Genomic DNA, 17,797 nt, shown 5'->3' on the forward strand with positions numbered 1-17,797 from the left:
CTGCGGATCCTCTCGACCACCTTCGTGAGCCGACTGTCCCCGTCGCGACGTCGGCGTCACGCCTGACGTAGGGTTCACAAGGGGTATCTTGATATGCCCCCGGAAAACAATCCTTCATATCGGTGTCATCGGAACACCGCGAACTTACCAATGAGCGCTGACCTGCCGCTAGTGCTCGTCGTCGAAGACGAGCCAGATCTCGCCGACCTGTACGCAACGTGGCTGAGAGACGACTATCGCGTCCGCGTCGCCTACGGGGGACGTGAGGCCCTCGACGAACTCGACGACGAAGTCGACGTCGTCCTCCTCGACCGCCGGATGCCGGATCTCTCGGGTGACGAAGCACTAGAGGCGATCCGGGACCGGGGGGTCGAATGCCGGGTCGCGATGGTCACCGCCGTCGAACCCGACTTCGACATCGTCAAGATGGGATTCGACGACTACCTCGTCAAGCCCGTCTCGCGTGAGTCGCTCAAAGAGACGGTCGAGAATCTCCTGCTTCGCAACACCTACGACGACGGCATCCAGGAACTGTTCTCGCTGGCCTCTAAGAAAGCCATCCTGGAGTCCGAGAAAGACGCCGCGACGCTCGAAGAGCACGAGGAATACCAGAAACTCTCGGACCGCGTCGACGAACTCCGCTCGCAGCTCGATCAGGCGCTCGTCGAATTCGACGACGAGCACGATATGACGGCGATGTACCGCGACCTCGGCGACGACTTCGACGTCGAGCCCGCCGACGCCGACGTCGAACAGTCCGAGTAACGACAGGTCAGCTGCGATTCCGTTTCTTTTCTACTCTTTTCCGCTTCGAGCGGTGCGACGGGGTCGAGAGGTTCTCTCGTCGTTGTCTGCCTTTTTGTATATACAAACCCAACTAAAATAAGATAATATCATATCAGAAAGTGTCAGAAAATTTTATTTTAAACCGCGCTGATGGACTAATCGTCATGTCCGACGATGACACCAACGCTGTCGCACAGTACCTAGCTGACCACCCCCGCGCGATGGGCGTCCTGTTCACCGCCGTGCTCCTGCTCTCGCAGGCTGGCGCGGTCGTCGCCGGAGGAAATCACGGCGCGATCTCGGGCCCCTAAATCAGATCGAGTCTACGCTTAGATCCGTACTCCAGCGTAACGAACCGTTTGTCAACACGGGTATATTCTCTAGGGAGAGAAAATCTTCTAGCTCCGATAGCGTCAAATTGAAAATATTAGCTGTGCCTGACGACAGATAATACGTCTCGTTACCGGGAGTATAAGGTACGACGAGACTCCCGAGTTCGTACTCGGCGGCAGGGTACGTTATGTAATCTACTTCGAATCCATCGCCAGTCCGCTTGATCTTACACATATTGGGAAGCGCCGCTTGCACTTGTGCTACTGAAAAACTCCCGTCTCCAACCACGATGTAGTCGCTACCGATGTAACTGTCTTTGCGAGCGATCTCCAAGGAGATCCGGATCGGGAAGCCGTAGTTCAACAGTCGCGCCAGGCTTCGACCGATGTCGACGGCGCCGCTGTTGACCACGTCGTTCAGCGTGACGATCCCGGCGATCGCCCCGCGTTCGATGAGTTCCATTCCCTGTTCGTACGATTGACACGCGTTGAGCAGGAACGAGTCGACGCCGAGCGAATCGATCGTCGTGACGTCGAGCGCGCCGTCTGGGCACTGGAATCCGTCTTCGTCGATGTGTCCGATGTAGTGCAAGAACTCCGTCTCTTCGGCGAGCACGGATCTGAGTTCTTCCACAGAGAGTTCGTAGTGCGTCCGCACCTCGAAGGGGAGTTCGTCGCGCGAACCGTAGACCGATTCGACTGCGTCCCGCTCTTCGGCCATCTTCGGATCGTTGCAGACGACGGTGATTCCGATGTCGCCCTCGATTGGATCGCGGGACAACCGATTACGATACGCCTGCAGCGACGTCTTACTCGCACCGATCGGAATCCCCGGCCCGAGCCACGCCTGTTCGAGCGAGTCCGTCTCCGGAGGTTGTACGTACGTTTGTTTGCTCTCGTCGGGGCCGACTTGCTGACTCCGCGTGCCCGCACTTCGCGTGAATTCGCCGGCTGCTGGTGCGGTGCTCGGCGACGGCGGCGTCGCGGTTCTGCGGAGGAAGTCGTCGACGGCGTTCGCCTGAACGGACGACCCGCTGGTCGGTTGGGTCGCCGGCGTCGTGACTACCGCCAGGTCGTTCGCGACGAACGGCAGGAGTTCGACGTTCGGAGCGTTCGGCGTGACGTGAGCGGTGAGTTTCCACTCCGGGAGGTGCGGCTCGATCGTCTCGTAGGGGATACGCAGGTACGCTTCGAGCTGCTCGCCGATCGAACGATCGTACAGATCGGCGAAGTCCAGATCCAGCGTCGATTCGAGCGTCCGTCGCTCGTGGAGATCGACCTGGTAGTAGCCCTCCGTACGCGTGAGACAGTCGAGGAAGAAGGTCTGTTTGAGGACCCGCTCGACGGACTTCTCGAACCCATCGAGACCGTCGAGGTCGTACGCGAACCCGCCCTCGGTCACGATTCGCGGCGATGTCCCCGGCACAACCTCCGCGCCGAGATAGTACGCCAGCGGCGCGGCGACGTAGACGTGCCGGTGCGTCTCGGGGAGTTCCAGCCGAACGCCCGTCTCGGGCGGTTCGAGACCGTCCGGAGCCTCGAACTGAGAGCCGCGTTCGATGAGGGGCGGATGTCCGCGGAGCGTGGGATAGGAGCGCTCCACGGTCGTCGTCTTCAGCGCCGACCCGAGGAGCGAAACGGCACGCATAGCGTCCCGGGGATGATCCGTCGTCCGAATCGTCGCCGCGGGACGCTTGTGATGTGACCGTGCGCCGACGAGCACGTCGGTCTCCGACTCGAATTCGAGTCGCATTCGAACCGCATTCGAGGAGACTCGAAACGGGCCGTCGACCTTGAGATACAGCTTAATGGGTGCGAACAGTTCGATACTGTACGTCCCGTGGGGGAAACTTTGGTCCGCGAAGTGCTCTGCCTGCGCTAACATCTCTCCGTTTGCATCCCGGACGCAGACAGAGACGACATCCAAGTCGAACTGTGTCGTCCGGAGCGTCACCGCCTCGTCGGCGGGGAACTGAAACGCGTCGGGGTCGGCCGTCCGTAGTTGAACCTCCTCCGGCGTCGAGAGCACGAACCGGCTCCGTTCGATCGGATCGGAGACGACGACGCCCGTCTGATCGGCCGGTGAATCGAACTCGATCTGGAGGTGGTCGTCCCCAACCGGAGCGACAGCGTCCGACTCCGGCCCCCTACGGCGCCCAAACCCTTCCATTGTGACAATACATCACGCACGAAGCAAAAAGCGTACTGGTGATCGACGGCCCGTGTGGGTTCTCTGTCCCGCTGGGCAGAGACGGCTACGACTGTGGATCGATCGGCAGCCACTCCGAGGAGACGTTGGCGTCCCGGAAGTGCCAGCGCTGCTGTGGCGTCGTGCCGTCGAGCCGCAACTCGACGACGGCGTCGAACAGGGGCGCAAGGAGTCGGGTCGTCTCGGATTCGAGAGGTTCCGGCAGCCGAACGTGTGCCATCCCGTCGACCGTCCGGACGTCGTTCGCGAGGATGTGCAGGAAACGGAACACCGTCTGTTCGTCGTACTCGGACAGTAGGGGGGCCACGCAGTCGAACGCGACGCGCAACTCGGCGGGGTCGAGACCGCCGGCGACCGAATCGAGCTGTTCGATCGCCTCGCCGATCGCGACTCCGAGTTCGGCGATCGATCCTTCGGCCGTCACGGAGGCGCCCGCGTACCCACGTTCGCCGACGTAGATCCCGGGCGTCGAGTCGACGTCCGGCAGGTGGCCCATCGGCGCCGGTTCGTCGCGGGAATTCGAGGACGGACCGGCCCGCGCACCCGGATGCGTGGCTCTCTGTCCGTTGGCTGTCGTCGAGCGTCGCGCGGCGACGTCCCATCGGAGGATTCGCGTCCACTCCGGCGTCCAGCGCTCGACGTCTTCGAATCGGGCGTCTGGGCTCGCCCCCCGTTCGACGACGACGCGACGCCGGTCCGCCGCGTCCTCGTCGCCGAGCATACACCCGGACAGACGAGCGTAGACCTCATCGGGCACGGATCCGACGATCAAAAGCGCGCTACCGTTTGACTTCAGATCGTCGAGCGCGGTCGCGACGCCCACAGTGGCACCGACGTCTGTCCCGTCGGGGCCGCCTCCTGTGTGCATTCGTCTGCACACAAAACCGCCACTAAAGTAATACTTTGTGATATGAAACGTCTGTCAGGTTATAGGGATTATCGTACGTCTCCATAGATGTCTCGCCGGACGATACGGCGAGAATCTCCGAACAGTTACGATATTCCCTATTAGTTCGACTCGACGAACGACTCGATCCGGTTCAGCGCTTCCTTCAGTTCGCTCATCCCTGACGCATACGAGACGCGGAGATGTCCGTTCCCGCCCTCGCCGAAGACGCGTCCCGGGACGAGCGCGACGCGCTTCTCTCGGATGAGCGCTTCCGCGAACGCTTCGTCGTCCTCCCAGCCCGGCGGACACTTCGGGAAGACGTAGAACGCGCCTTTCGCCTCGAAGCAGTCCATCCCGAGTTCGTTGAAGCGGGAGATGACGAACTTGCGCCGACGGTCGAACTCCTGGCGCATCTCCTCGACGGCGTCGTCGCAGGACTCGAGCGCCTCGATCGCGGCGAACTGCGCCGTCGTCGGCGCGGATAACATCGTGTACTGGTGGATGCGGTTCATCGCGTCGATGATCTCCGCTGGGCCGAGGGCGTACCCCAAGCGCATCCCAGTCATCGCGTAGGCCTTCGAGAAGCCGTTGAACACGACCGTCCGCTCGCGCATCTCGGGGAGCGTCGCGATCGAGACGTGCTCGTCCTCGTAACGGAGCGCCGCGTAGATTTCATCGGACAGCACGACCAGATCGTGCTCGCGGGCGAACTCGGCGACTTCTGTGAGTTCCTCACGCGTCATCACCGCGCCCGTCGGATTGTTCGGGTAACAGAGGACGAGCGTGTCCGCGTCTGCGGCCCCGGCGCGTTCGAGGTCCTCGTAGGTGAGGACGAAGTCGTTCTCCGCGCGTGTCTGCACGGGGAGCGCCTCGCCGCCGGCGAACGTCACCGTCGGGCCGTAGGAGATGTACGACGGCTGTGGGACAGCCACCGTGTCGCCGGGATCGACGAGGGCACGCATCGCGAGGTCGACCGCCTCGCTCGCGCCCGCCGTGACGAGGATCTCCTCGTCGGGCTCGTAGGAGAGGTCGTAGCGCGTCACGTGCTCTGCGATCCGCTCGCGGAGGTCCTTACGGCCCCGGTTGGCCGTGTAAGAGGTGCGACCGCGCTCCAGCGAATCGATCGCGGCGGAGCGGGCGGCCCACGGCGCTGAGAAGTCGGGTTCGCCGACGCCGAGGGAGACGATGTCGTCCATCTCCTCGGCGAGTTCGAAGAACCGGCGGATTCCCGACGGCGGCGTCTCTCGGGCCCGCTTCGAGAGCGGGCTGTGTGTCCCCTCGGTCATGGCGAGATCGAGAGTCGATCGTCGTCGTCGCCGTCGCCGAAGTAGACGCCGCGTTCTTTGTACGTCGTCATCACGAAGTGCGTCACCGTCTGGGTGACTTCGGGGATCGGCGCGATCTGTTCGGAGACGAAGTTCGAGACGTCGTGCATCGACTCGCCCTCGACGTCGACTGCGAAGTCGTAACTGCCGGAGATGAGCCGCAGCGACGACACTTCCGGGAACTTCGCGATGCGCCGGGCGATCTCCTCGTAGCCGGTTTCGCGGTCGAGTTCGACGTTCAACTCGACCTCCGCGCGGACGTGTTCTTCGCCCACGCTGTCCCAGTCGACGACCGCCTGGTAGCCGCGAATCGCCCCCTCGGACTCCAGTTCGTCGACCAGTGCTTCGACCGTTGCTGCGTCCACACCGAGTTGTCGCGCGATGTCGTCCGTGCTCTGTCGAGCGTCACTCAGCAACAGGTCGAGCAGTTCCCGCTTCGCTTCCATAGACGGTTCGATGCGGTCCCCGTTGAAAGGGTTTGCTCTCCTTATATGATACCAAATGCCGCGAGTCAAAGTCTCACACGCACCTCGGGGTCGTGACACGGGTCGAGCACGTCGGGTGGGAAAGGCCCAATACCCCGGCGGACCGCCTCTGTGACGATGGCCCTCTCGGACGTCTTTCTCTCCCCGCTCGGACTCGCCGCCCTCCTCGCGGCCGTCCCCGTGATCCTCCTGTATCTGGTACGCCCGGACCCGCGCCGAGTGACGCTGCCGACGGTCCGGTTCCTGACCGACTCGGCGGGGACGTCGTCGTCGACGCCCCTCTTCGAACGGCTGAAGCGGAGTGCGCTCTTGCTGTTGCAGCTCTTGGCGATACTCCTGTTTGCGACGGCGCTCGCGACGCCGTACGTCTCGACGTCGCAGTCGGAGACAGTCGAGGAGACGGTGCTCGTCGTCGACGCCAGTGCGAGTATGAACGTCCAGTCGGATGGAGTGACACGATTCGACCGAGCGATCGACAGCGCCCGCGACGCCACCACCTCGACCACGTCCATCGTCGTCGCTGGCGGCGACGCCTCGATCGCGTTACGCAGCGGCAGCGCCGCCGACGCCGAGGGAGTCCTCTCCTCACTCCGTCCGACGGGCGCGCCAGGCGACCTCCGAACCGCGATCTCGCGAGCGACGAGCGTCGCCGGGGAGAACGCTCGCGTCGTCGTCGTCAGCGACTTCGCCGGCGACACCGACTGGGAGACGGCCGTGCAGGCGGCGAGCGCTCGCGGCCTGACGGTCGACTTGCGGCAGTTCGCGGCGGGCGGAACGAACAACGTCGGCATCGTCGACCGGCGCTTCTCGGGCGAGCAGGTGACCGTTTCCGTGCAGAACTTCGGGACAGCGAACGCGACTCGACAGGTATCGCTCGGCGGGGAGACGACACAGGTCTCGCTGGCCCCCGGTGACGTCCGCAGCCTCACGTTTCCGGTCCCGGCGGGCGGCGGTGAGATACGGCTTTCGCCCGGCGATTCGTTCCCGACCGACGACGTCGCGTACGTCGCCGCGCCCTCGGACGCCACCGTCGACGTGCTGCTCGTGACGAACGACCGGAATCGCTATCTCACGACCGCGCTCTCGCTCGTCGATCCCGTCGAGCTGACGGTCGTCGAGCCTCCGTCGTCAGTTCCGTCGCCGCCCACGGACGCCTACGACGTGGTGCTCTACAGCAACGTCGCCGGCGGGCAACTCCGCGATTCGCACGTCGCCGCTGGCCGCGACGCGCTCGCGGCAGGCGGTGGCGTCGGTATCCAGGCACAGGAGTCGATGCCGGTCGAATCGTACGGCGATCTGCTGCTCGTCTCGCCCAGCGGCGTGGGATCGAATCCGACGCTGAGGACGCCTGCGGACGACGAACTTACCCGTGACATCACGTTCCCGCCGCCGGAGCGGTACGTCCAGGGTGACCTCCGCGCGGGGCGTGCGCTGGTCTCGACCACGGAAGGAACGCCGATTATCGCCCGCGACAGCCAGGGCGGCGGGCGCGTGCTCTACTACGGCTACGTCGAAGCCGCCTCGGCGTTCAAATACGACTTCGAGTATCCGATCTTCTGGAAGCGGAGCGTCTACGCGCTCGCCGGCCGAGAATCGCTCTCGGAACTCAACCGGGAGACGGGCGAGCGGATCAGGCTCGGCAACGAGACGACGGTCCAGACGCCGCGCGGCGAGGTGACCGCGTCGAGCGTCGAGGCGACCGACGCGGGGTTCTACACCGCCGACGGAGTCCGATACAGCGCCTCACTGCTCGATCCCGCCGAGTCCGACGTGTCGGCGGCGACTGTCAACGCAACGGCGGGCGGCGGGCCGACCACGCGGGAGGAGGAACGGACGGCTCCCGACCCGCTGACGGAACTCGTCGCACTCGGCATCGTCGCCGTCGCGATTGGCGAGGTGGCGTTCCTCCGCCGGCGGGGTGATCTCTGATGGTCGCGCTCGGGGCACTCGTGCCGACGGCCATCCTGCTCGATCCCGCCACGGCCACACTGCTCGAACTGTCGGTCGAACTGATCGAGGGACTCTCCGTCGGCCTCGCGCGCCCAACGTACCTCCTCGCGTTTCCAATTGCGGCGCTCGCGCTCTGGGCGCTCGTCTTCCGCGACGCGTCTGGGACGGCTTCGGAGGACTCGCGACGGTGGTTCCTCGCCGCACGGCTCGCCGTCGTCGCGCTCGTCGTGCTCTCGGCGGCCGGTCCCTACACGACCCAATCGAAACTGACGACCGGCGAGCCGCGGGTGACGATGCTCGTCGACCAGTCAGACAGTATGGCCGTCACGCCGAACGTCGAAAACCGGCTCGCGGAGTCGATCGAATCCGCGGGTGTCTCGGTCAGACAGGTCCCAGTCGGCGCGGCCGACTCCTCACCCGTCGGCGACGCCGTCGCGGCAAACATCCGCGAGAACGGGAGTCTCGTCCTCCTCAGCGACGGGCGGGTGACGAGCGGGCAGTCGCTCCAGCAGGCGGCCGAACTCGCGCGCTCGGCCAACGCGACGGTCTCGACTGTCTCGATGGAACCCCGAACGCGAGAACGGTACGTGACGATCGAGGGGCCCGAGAAAGCCAGCCTCGGCGTCCAGAACCGATTCGTCGCCCGGGTCGACGGCGTCGGCGGGAACACCACCGCGACCCTCACGGTCTCGGTCGACGGCGAACAGGTGCTCGAACGGACAGTGAACGACGTGCCCGCGCCAGTGGTGTTCAACCACACCTTCGAGTCCACCGGCAGCCACACCGTGACCGCAGAGATCGACGTCACCGATCGGTTCGTCGAGAACGACGTCAGCCGGAAGACGGTTCGCGTGGTCGAGCGCCCGGAGATCCTCTACGTCTCGCCGGGCGAGTACCCCTTCCGCGACTATCTCGACCGCCTGTACGACGTCGAGACGGCCGAGCGCGTGCCGGAGGACCTCTCTCCGTACTACGCGGTGGTCGTGCAGGACACCCCCGCCGACGAGATCGGGAACGTCGACCGCCTCCAGGAGTTCGTCATCGACGGCGGCGGCCTGCTCGTCGTCGGCGGTACCAACTCCTTCGAGAGCGGCGGCTACCGGGGGTCGAATCTCGCGTCGATGCTTCCCGTCTCGGTCGGCGAGGGCGAACCCCGATCGACCAACATCGTCCTCTCGGTCGACGTTTCGGGGAGCGCCCAGGAGGGAATGCGGATCCAGAAGGCGACCGCGCTCTCGGTGCTCGACCAACTCGGCGACGAGAACGAAGTCGGGCTCGTCGGCTTCAACTACCAGGCGTATCGCGTCTCCGAGGTCGAACCGCTGTCGCAGAACCGCCAGGAGCTTCAGGACAAGATCCGGCGGCTTCGCGCCGGGGGGGCGACCGACATCGCCGCCGGGGTCGATGGCGGCGGCGAACTCCTCGGCGACCGCGTCGGGACGGTCATCCTCATCAGCGACGGCCACGACAACCCCGACGAGGCCGCGGGCGTCGCCCGACAACTCTCCGAACGCGGGATCCAGGTCGTCACCGTCGGCGCGGGCGAAACTATCAACGAGCGCACGCTGCGGACCATCGCCGGCGCCGGTGGAGGAAGCTACTTCCGGGCGACCGAGACGACTCGGCTCGGCATCCTCTTCGGCGGTACGGGCGCGCCCGGCGGCTCCGGACTCATCGTCATCGACCGTGGAACGTTCATCACCTCCGGCGTCACGCTGACAGCCGATCCCGACGCGTTCAACGACGTGTCCGTCCGCCGCGGCGCGGACTTCCTCGTCGCCGGCGACACCGGCCAGCCCGCGCTCGCGACGTGGCGCTACGGGCTGGGCCGCGTGGCCACGATCACCGCGCACGACGACGACGGCACGCTCGGCGGTCTGCTCCGCGAACCCGACTCCCTGCTCGTGACCCGAACGACGAACTACGCTATCGGCGATCCCGAGCGGAAGGCGACCGGCGTCACGGGTATCCCCGACACGCGCGTCGGCGAGCCGACGACCGTGACCTATCGCGGCGCCGACCGCCCCGCGGTTGACGGCATCGCGTTCCGGCGCGTCGGCGAAGAGACGTTCCAGGCGACGGTGACGCCCGACAGCACGGGCTACTTCCAGATACTCGATGCGACCTACGCCGCCGACTACGCCCGCGAGTACGCTGCCTTCGGTCCCGACCCGGCCCTGGAATCGCTCGCCGAGGACACCGGCGGCCGGGAGTTCACTGCGGGGCAGGGCGAACAGATCGCTCGCTTCGCCACCGAGCGCGCCCGTGGCATCCGGCCCGTTCGGACCGACTGGACGTGGCTCCCGTTACTCCTCGGCCTACTCGTCTTCACGGCCGAAGTGAGCTACCGGCGGCTTCAAGTTCGTCGCCGCGATACCACGTCGGACGGAGGCCTCCCGTGAGTTTCGTCGGCCGTCGCCTGAACCTCGTGCTCGTCGCCGCCCTCCTCGTCCTCGCCGCCGGGACCGTCGGAGTGACGGCGCTCTATCAGTCCGGCGTCTCCGAGGTGGCGGCACAGAACGACCAACTCCGAGCGCAGAACGAACAGCTCCGCGAGGATCTGCGCTCGGCCCGCGACCGGATTCAGTCGTTGCAGTCGCGGGTGTCGGAGTTGGAGAATCGCGTCGAGGAGCTACAGAGCCAACTGTCGACGGCTCGCGACGAGCGCGACGCGTATCGGGAGGATCTACGCGCAGTCTGCCAGCAGTGGCAGCAGGCGAACGAGACAGTCCCACAGGAGTGTGAAAATGTCTAGCGGCGACGACGACCCCGTCGAGGAGTGGCTCGGTTCGGCCGAGGAACGAAACGGCGAGTGGCCCGACGACGGCGACGATGCGCGGGGCGACGGCGACGCCGACGACCTGACGTTCGACGCCGATCCGGGCTTCGGCGCTCGAACAGCGGACGCAGACGGGCGTGACGGGGACGCGGAACCTGCCGCCGAAACCGGAACCGCCGCCGCGACGGATCGCGTACGGGAAGCGCTCGACGAAGTCAGACGCGAAGTGCAGAAGGCGGCACTCCTCCAGGCCGCCGTCGACGCCGCACTCCTCGCGGTTCTTGCGAATCTCGCCTTCGCACTCTTCGAACCGTCGTGGCTCGCGACCGCGTTCGGTCTCCCGACGGTCGTCGTCGAAGCGCTCCGCGCCCTCCCGTTGCTCGGCGACGTCGCCCCGCGATCTATTCACGCTGCCTCGCTTCTCGCCGTCGTGGTCGGCGTCGTCGCCTTCGCCGTGGAGTCGGCGCTGCGACTCCGTCGCCCGCTCGTCGAACAGTTCGAGACGGCCAACCCCCAGGTTCGGGAGGCACTGCGGACCGCCCGCGACGCTGTCGGCGATGACGCCGACACCGCGATGGCGCGTCGCCTCTACGACGACGTGATCGAGACGCTCGGCGAGACGTCGAGCTTCGAACTCGTCGCGACCCGCCGTGTCGCCGTTACCGCGCTCTTGATCGTCCTCGTGAGCCTCGCGAGCGTGCAGGTCGCCATCGTGGACCCCGACCTCGGCGGCCTTCTCGGTCCGGGTGGCGACGGTAACGGACAGCTCACGCCGCCCGACGACGACGACCTGCAGGACGGCGATCAGATCCTCGGCGACCCCGAGGACGTTCAGGCCGGCGACGAACTGGAGAACATCACCGTTCCCGGAACCGGCGACGGCACCGGCGACGGTCCGACGGGGCCGTCGGGCGGCTACGTCGGCGGGGGCGGGAGCGGCGAGTTCGACAGCCAGCAGGCCGGCTTCACCGGCGCCGAGCAGATCGAGGATGCCGAACTCGTCCGGGAGTACAATCTGCGGATCAGGGAGTTCGACGAGGAAGACGAGGGCGCGGCCGCCCAGACCTAATCTGAACCTACTACGATGAACGGAACAAACGAGGAGATCGAACAGATTCAGCGCAGACTCGCCGCCCTCCGCGAGGAGGTCGCAAAGCGAATCGTCGGGCAGTCCGACGTCGTCGAGCAACTGCTCGTCTGTCTGCTCTGCGACGGGAACAGCCTGATCGAGAGCAATCCCGGCCTCGGGAAGACGACGCTCGTTCGGACGATCGCCGAGGCGACCGACCTGTCGTTCTCGCGCATCCAGAACACGCCGGATCTGATGCCGGCCGACATCACCGGGACCGAAATCATCCGGGAAGTCAACGGCGAGCGGGAGTTCGTCTTCGAGCGCGGGCCGGTCTTCGCGAACATCGTCCTCGCCGACGAGATCAACCGCGCGACGCCGAAGACGCAGGCGGCGCTCTTAGAGGCGATGCAGGAGAAGCAGGTGACGACCGCCGGCGAGACGCGCGAACTGCCGCGTCCGTTCTTCGTGCTCGCCACGCAGAATCCCATCGACCAGGAGGGGACCTATCCGCTTCCGGAGGCGCAGACCGACCGCTTCCTGCTCAAGATCCTCGTCGACTACCCGAGCCGCGACGAGGAGCGCGAGATCGTCGACCGGTACACCACGGGCGCACCCGATCCGACGGTAGAGCGCGTCCTCTCTCGCGACCAACTCCAGCGGGCCCAGCAGTTGACCCGACAGGTCCCCATCGCCGACGACATCCGCGACGACGTGATCGACCTCGTGCGCTCGACGCGGACCGCTGAAGACGTCGAGTTCGGCGCGAGCCCCCGGGCCAGTATGGGTCTCGTCCTCGCCGCGAAGGCGCGCGCGTTCCTCGACGGCCGCTCGCACGTCTCCTGGGAGGACGTCGAGGCGATGGCGCATCCGGTGCTCCGACACCGCCTCATCGTCGACTTCCGGGCCGAGCGCGAGGGCGTGGGCGCCGACGACGTCGTCGCAGACCTGTTGTAACGATGCCTATCGAGCCCGCGTTCCTCGACGAACTGGCCCGTCTGGAGGGGGCGCTGCGGCGCGAGACCGACGCCCGACAACAGGGCACACAACGCTCGTCGAACGTCGGTGAGGGGCTGACGTTCAGCGACTATCGCCGGTACACGCCCGGCGACGACGTTCGGCTCGTGGACTGGCGCGTCTACGCCCGAACGGACGAGTACTTCATCAAGCAGTACGAGGCCGAACGCAACCTCACGGTCCACGTTCTCCTCGACACCTCGGCCTCGATGGACTTCGGCGAGGGCGCGGCCAACAAATTCGAGTTCGCGGCCCGATTTGGCCTCGCTTTCGCGTACTTCGCGGCCACACAGCACGATTCGTTCCGGTTCTCGGCGCTCGGCACGGGCGTCGACCGCCTCGACCGCGGCCGGTCTACGCGTGGCGAACTCCTCCGCCTGCTCGACGCCGTGAACGCGATCGAACCCGACGGCCGGACCGACTTCACCGACGCGCTGGAGGCGTACGGGCGGACGATCCACTCGCGCTCGCTCGTCGTGGTCGTGAGCGACTTTCTCGACGATCCCGAGGCGATCGAAGACGGGATCGCCGCGCTCGGACACAACGACGTCTTCCTCGTCCACGTGGTCGCACCCGAGGAACGTGACCCCGACGTCGCCGGCGACACCGTCTTCGAGGACCCCGAGACGGGCACGACCCAGCGCGCGTACTTCGCCGGCTCGACCGCCGAGGCGTACCGCGACCGGCTCTCAGAACACGTCGACGACGTCGCCGCGCGAGCCCGAACGCTCCGCGCCGATCACGTCGTCGTCGACACTGGCGCGGACTTCTTCGAGTCCTTCGCCGAGGTTTGGCGGCAGCAGGACCGCCGCGAGCGGCAGCGCAGACGGCGGTGAGGGTGGCGGCGCACGAAGCAGCGACGACAGCGGTAACGCGCCGATGTATGAACCGGCCGCGACGGGGCGCTTCCGGCGGCTATATTTCGCTCGGGTGGTGACGTCCCGGTGTGACCGACGCACAGGACCGCCGGGTCGTCGCTCTCGTCACTGGCTCGCATTTCGTGAACCACTCCTATCTGGTGATGCTTGCGCCGCTCGTCGGCGTGCTCGCCGCCCGCTTCGACGTGAGCATCGCCGCCATCGGGCTCGCGATCGGGGTGCAGAACGCGGTCGTGCTCGTCCTCCAGCTTCCGATGGGATACGTCTCCGACGCCTACAGCCGGACGCTCGTGCTTGGAATCTCGCTCGTCGTGGGCACCCTCGGCGCGGCCCTCACCGCGCTCGCCACGTCCTACGCGTGGCTGCTCGCCGCCCAGCTCGTGCTCGGAGTCGGGGTCGCCGGCCACCACCCCGCTCACTATCCGCTGCTCGCGGCTGTCTCGACCGACGAGAACCGCGGACGAGCCTACAGCGCCCACGCCTTCGGCGGGTCGGTCGGGCTCGCCGCCCCATACGCCGTCGTCGCCGGGACGACGGCGCTGGATCTGTCCTGGCGCGTCGCGATCGGATTCGTCGCCGTCGTCGGCGCGGCCTTCGCCGGCTACTGCCTGCTCCGCTTCCGCGGCGTCGACGACGAGATCACCCGGCCGGGGCTGGCGGAGCGCCCCGACGAACGTCCCACGCTGCGCTCCGTTCCGGGTCGGATTCGCGCGCTGTTCCGGACGCTCGCCTCCTCGGGCGGGATCTTGGGGCTCACAGTGCTCGCGTTTCTCACCTCTGCGGCCGCGTGGGCGATCCGGACCTACACGCCAAGCCTGCTCGTGCGCGGCTACGGACTCCCTGAGGGGACTGCGAGCGCTCTCACGTCGGCGATGCTCGTCGTCGGCGCGGGGCTGATCCTCGCCGGTGGCGGCCTCACCGACCGCGTCGGTGCCGGGCCGATCGTCGTCGGCGGATACGCCGCGCTCGTCGTCGTCGCCGCGCTGCTGGCGACGCTCTCGCTCCCGTTGGCAGCGGTCGGCATCGTGCTACTCTTGAGCGGGAGCATCAGCTTCTCCCGCCCGGCGCGCTCGACGCTCGCCGATCGGCTCTCGCGGCGCGCGGACCTGGGGAAGAACTTCGCGCTCGTCACGATCGGTATCTCGCTGGGCGGCGTCGTCGCCCCGCCCGTCTTCGGCTATCTCGTCGACGTGGCCGGTCTCACAGTCTCATTCGGGCTCGTCTCCGCCCTCGGCGTCCTCTCGCTCGCTCTCGGGCTCCGCATCGTCCGCGACGCGTCGTTCGCGGTTCCCGGTGCGGCCGCCGGCGCCGATGGCGATTGAGCTCTGCCCGGTCCATCGGGCTGCGATCGAAACGGTGAATCCGTCGCTGTACCCACGCCGAGTATGAACTACCTCCCGTGGGCTATTCTGGCCCTCGTCGCGTACTCGCTCGTCGCTCCGCTTATGAGCGTCGCGACGACCGGTTCGGTGAAGATCCCCAGCAACGTCGCGGCGCTCTTGGGCAACGCGATTCTCGTCGCTGGCACGGTCCTCGTCGTCGTCTACAACGGGTCGGACGCGCTCTCGTACGTTTCTCACCCCAAATCCAAGTACGTCTTCGCCGCCGGCGTCTGCCTGATGGTCGGGATCCTCGCGTACTACCGGGCGCTGTCGCTCGGTCCCGTGAGCGTCGTCTCGCCGATCTTCGGGATGTTCCTCGTTCTCAGCTCGGCGCTCGGCATCGTGTTCCTGAACGAATCGCTGACGGGGCGGAAGCTGCTCGGGATCGGCCTCGCGCTCGTAGCGGTGTATCTGGTCAGCGTCGAGTGAACCGGCCGGCCGCGAGGCTGCACACCGACCTGCCGCAACGGACAACGTCTTTTGTCGACAGCCCTCTACCTCGGCTATATGGTTCTAGTCGAATCCGATTCGGAACTGTCGCACGGCGAGGAGGCACCGGCGTTCGAACTCCCCGGTGCCGACGGGGAAACGTACACGCTCTCGGATTTCGACGACTACGAGGCGCTGCTCGTCGTCTTCACCTGCAATCACTGCCCGTACGCCGAGGCGAAGGTCGACGAACTGAATCACCTCGCGAGCGCGTACGACGACCTCGCCGTCGTCGGAATCAACCCGAACGACGCCGCGGAGTATCCCGACGACTCCCTCGAACGGATGCAAGAACGTGTCGACGCGGGCGAAATCGAATACACCGCGTACCTCCGCGACGAGTCACAGGAGGTCGCGCACGCGTACGGCGCCGTCTGCACGCCCGATCCATTCCTCTTCGAGCGCGACGGCGATACGTTCCGACTCGCCTTCCACTCACGCATCGACGACGCGATGAGCCCCGACGAAGAGCCGAGCCGTCACGAGATGCGCGAGGCCGTCGAAGCACTTCTCGGGGGTGAGGACGTTCCGCTCGCAGAGACCCCCTCGCAGGGCTGCTCGATCAAGTGGACGGACAATTGAGTCGGCGACGGCTATCTGCATTCTCTCCTTGATTGCACTTATATACGAAGACGAGACCACGCACCGCGTGCGTTGACCCCTATCACAGGGCGCGCCGCGGATGCGTAGCACACCGCCCTGTGAGCCGTCCAGTGCTACCTGTTCGCTTCTCCGATAGCACCGCTACGACAGGCTTTCGGCCTCAGAGAGCGCTTCCCGGGCGTTCTCGACGGCTGCTTCCTTCGTGGCGGGGTAGGCTTCTACCTTCGCCCGCAGCGTGATCCCGTTGCCGCGTCGGACGTCGCCGCGGAACGCCGCCTGTTTGTCCAATCGTAAGAATAGCTCGGTGTTCTCGGTGACGCGCTCGTCGAGTTCCTCGAGTAGCGCGTCGAAGTCCGGCAGTTCGGACAACTTCGCGAGGACGTGGCGGACGTCGTCGGCGTTCTCCACGCGAGCCGAGAAGACGATGATTCGGTCGCCGTGGTGACCGGTGCTCTCGGTGCGGGTCACCTCGAACTCCTCGGGGAGGAAGGTCCGGAGCGCGCTCTCGACTCGCTTGTCGTCTTCGGTCTCGTAGCAGAAAGTCCGCAGATCGACGTAGTGAAACGGAATTCGGGGCATTAGCGACGCTTCGCGCTGCGGCGGGGAAAAACTCCCGTTACTCTTCGTCTTCGTCCGCGGCTTCGAGCTGGTCGGCGGAGATGCCGACTTCCTGACCGTCTTCGAAGCTGACGGTGTAGGTCGCGTCGCCGAACATCGTCTCGACGACCTGCGTGATCGTGCCGACCTCGCCGTCGAATTCGCTGTGCTTGTCGCGCAGTACCACGCTGTCGTCCTCTTCGAACTCCATACCGGAGAGCCGCGCGCGCGGGTGAAAAATCGACTGGTTCCGAACGCGGAGTCGCCGAGCCGCGCTCACCGGAACCGCGCCTTCCGCAAACGGTACTATATATATGTCGGCGAGCCGTGCGATCCGGTATGCGAACGACACGGCGGTCCTATCTCGCTGCGGTCGGTGGAGTGACGACGCTCGGCGCGACAGCCGGCTGTCTCGGCGGCTCCGGTGGGAGTGCGCTTCCAGAAGGGTGTGACGTCGGCAACCTCGACACAGTCTCGTCGCTGCCGCGCCCCGCACTCGGCCCCGAAGACGCCCCCGTCACCGTCGACGTCTTCGAGGACTTCACCTGCCCGCACTGTCAGGAGTTTACGCTGTCTGTCGCTCCGAAGATCAAGTCGAACTACGTCGACGCCGGCGACGTCCAGTTCCGATTTTTCGACTACCCGATCCCGGTGAGCAACTGGTCGTGGCTCGCGGCCTCTGCTGCGCGCGCGGTGCAGGATCGGAGTGACGCCGAGACGTTCTTCACCTTCACCGAGCGCGTCTACGAGAATCAGGGTCGCCTCAGCGACGACGGCTACCAGGTCGTTCACGACATCGCATCCGACCTCGGTGTCGACGGCTGTACGGTCGCCGCGGCCGCAGACCAGGAGTCCTACCGTCCGGTCGTCGAAGCGGACCGAGAGACCGGATCCGAACGAGGCGTCCCCGGAACGCCGGCCGTCTACGTGAACGGGCAACTCCTCGACAACTACGGCTGGGAGCGCGTCAGCGGCGCCATCGACAGCCAACTCGGCTGATCGAGCCG

Annotated in this window: 18 protein-coding genes; 12 read left to right on the plus strand and 6 right to left on the minus strand. The window is 66.1% G+C overall.

Annotation, left to right across the window (positions count from 1 at the left end):
* The first annotated feature begins 150 nt into the window (after window positions 1–150).
* Window positions 151–765, plus strand: a complete 615-nt coding sequence (locus RBH22_RS03210; protein WP_256288230.1) for a HalX domain-containing protein — start codon at window positions 151–153, stop codon at window positions 763–765.
* Between the two features lie 185 nt (window positions 766–950).
* Window positions 951–1,097: a hypothetical protein gene (locus RBH22_RS03215; protein WP_306676516.1), complete on the plus strand. Its 147-nt coding sequence runs from the start codon at window positions 951–953 to the stop codon at window positions 1,095–1,097.
* A 1-nt stretch (window position 1,098) separates the two neighbouring features.
* Here RBH22_RS03215 and RBH22_RS03220 read toward each other — a convergent pair whose 3' ends face one another.
* The 4 genes from RBH22_RS03220 to RBH22_RS03235 all read right to left on the minus strand — a co-directional run bounded on the left by RBH22_RS03220 (window position 1,099) and on the right by RBH22_RS03235 (window position 5,987).
* Window positions 1,099–3,288, minus strand: coding sequence for a hypothetical protein (locus RBH22_RS03220; RefSeq protein ID WP_306676517.1), 2,190 nt, complete (start codon window positions 3,286–3,288; stop codon window positions 1,099–1,101).
* Window positions 3,289–3,373: 85 nt separating this feature from the next.
* On the minus strand, window positions 3,374–4,195 hold the full coding sequence (locus RBH22_RS03225) for a hypothetical protein (protein WP_256288233.1): 822 nt from the start codon (window positions 4,193–4,195) through the stop codon (window positions 3,374–3,376).
* A 140-nt stretch (window positions 4,196–4,335) separates the two neighbouring features.
* Window positions 4,336–5,502, minus strand: a complete 1,167-nt coding sequence (locus RBH22_RS03230) for an aminotransferase class I/II-fold pyridoxal phosphate-dependent enzyme (protein WP_306676518.1) — start codon at window positions 5,500–5,502, stop codon at window positions 4,336–4,338.
* Window positions 5,499–5,987, minus strand: a complete 489-nt coding sequence (locus RBH22_RS03235; RefSeq protein WP_121568308.1) for an Lrp/AsnC family transcriptional regulator — start codon at window positions 5,985–5,987, stop codon at window positions 5,499–5,501. The genes RBH22_RS03230 and RBH22_RS03235 overlap by 4 nt, the downstream gene beginning before the upstream one ends.
* Before the next feature lie 156 nt (window positions 5,988–6,143).
* Here RBH22_RS03235 and RBH22_RS03240 point away from each other — a divergent pair, with 156 nt between their 5' ends.
* The 9 genes from RBH22_RS03240 (at window position 6,144) to RBH22_RS03280 (ending at window position 16,172) form a co-directional block, all read left to right on the plus strand.
* A complete protein-coding gene (locus RBH22_RS03240; protein ID WP_306676519.1) occupies window positions 6,144–7,955 on the plus strand; it encodes a BatA and WFA domain-containing protein in 1,812 nt (603 codons plus the stop codon).
* Window positions 7,955–10,378: a VWA domain-containing protein gene (locus RBH22_RS03245; protein ID WP_306676520.1), complete on the plus strand. Its 2,424-nt coding sequence runs from the start codon at window positions 7,955–7,957 to the stop codon at window positions 10,376–10,378. The genes RBH22_RS03240 and RBH22_RS03245 overlap by 1 nt, the downstream gene beginning before the upstream one ends.
* The gene (locus tag RBH22_RS03250) at window positions 10,375–10,731 is read left to right on the plus strand and encodes a hypothetical protein (protein ID WP_256544841.1); all 357 of its coding nucleotides are present in this window, start codon (window positions 10,375–10,377) and stop codon (window positions 10,729–10,731) included. The genes RBH22_RS03245 and RBH22_RS03250 overlap by 4 nt, the downstream gene beginning before the upstream one ends.
* Window positions 10,724–11,824: a hypothetical protein gene (locus RBH22_RS03255; protein WP_256544842.1), complete on the plus strand. Its 1,101-nt coding sequence runs from the start codon at window positions 10,724–10,726 to the stop codon at window positions 11,822–11,824. The genes RBH22_RS03250 and RBH22_RS03255 overlap by 8 nt, the downstream gene beginning before the upstream one ends.
* Window positions 11,825–11,839: 15 nt before the next feature.
* Entirely contained in the window at window positions 11,840–12,781 is a 942-nt protein-coding gene (locus tag RBH22_RS03260) for a MoxR family ATPase (RefSeq protein ID WP_256544843.1), read from the plus strand.
* A 2-nt stretch (window positions 12,782–12,783) separates the two neighbouring features.
* Entirely contained in the window at window positions 12,784–13,677 is an 894-nt protein-coding gene (locus RBH22_RS03265; RefSeq protein WP_256544844.1) for a DUF58 domain-containing protein, read from the plus strand.
* A 110-nt stretch (window positions 13,678–13,787) separates the two neighbouring features.
* The gene (locus tag RBH22_RS03270; protein WP_306676521.1) at window positions 13,788–15,041 is read left to right on the plus strand and encodes an MFS transporter; all 1,254 of its coding nucleotides are present in this window, start codon (window positions 13,788–13,790) and stop codon (window positions 15,039–15,041) included.
* 63 nt (window positions 15,042–15,104) lie between these two features.
* Window positions 15,105–15,530 (plus strand): EamA family transporter, encoded by a 426-nt coding sequence (locus RBH22_RS03275; RefSeq protein WP_306676522.1) that lies wholly within the window; start codon window positions 15,105–15,107, stop codon window positions 15,528–15,530.
* Between the two features lie 78 nt (window positions 15,531–15,608).
* A complete protein-coding gene (locus RBH22_RS03280) occupies window positions 15,609–16,172 on the plus strand; it encodes a thioredoxin family protein (protein ID WP_306676523.1) in 564 nt (187 codons plus the stop codon).
* 162 nt (window positions 16,173–16,334) lie between these two features.
* Here the strand turns inward: RBH22_RS03280 and RBH22_RS03285 are convergent, their stop codons facing one another.
* Together RBH22_RS03285 and RBH22_RS03290 are read right to left on the minus strand one after the other, a co-directional pair.
* Window positions 16,335–16,772: an RNA-binding protein gene (locus RBH22_RS03285; protein ID WP_256544848.1), complete on the minus strand. Its 438-nt coding sequence runs from the start codon at window positions 16,770–16,772 to the stop codon at window positions 16,335–16,337.
* 37 nt (window positions 16,773–16,809) lie between these two features.
* Window positions 16,810–17,001, minus strand: coding sequence for a DUF1918 domain-containing protein (locus tag RBH22_RS03290; protein WP_121568318.1), 192 nt, complete (start codon window positions 16,999–17,001; stop codon window positions 16,810–16,812).
* A 128-nt stretch (window positions 17,002–17,129) separates the two neighbouring features.
* On the opposite strand from RBH22_RS03290, the gene RBH22_RS03295 reads away from it, so the two are divergent.
* Entirely contained in the window at window positions 17,130–17,789 is a 660-nt protein-coding gene (locus RBH22_RS03295) for a DsbA family protein (RefSeq protein WP_256288244.1), read from the plus strand.
* Window positions 17,790–17,797 lie beyond the last annotated feature (8 nt).

Source organism: Halobellus sp. H-GB7, from assembly GCF_030848585.1.
GTDB classification, from domain to species: domain Archaea; phylum Halobacteriota; class Halobacteria; order Halobacteriales; family Haloferacaceae; genus Haloquadratum; species Haloquadratum inordinatus.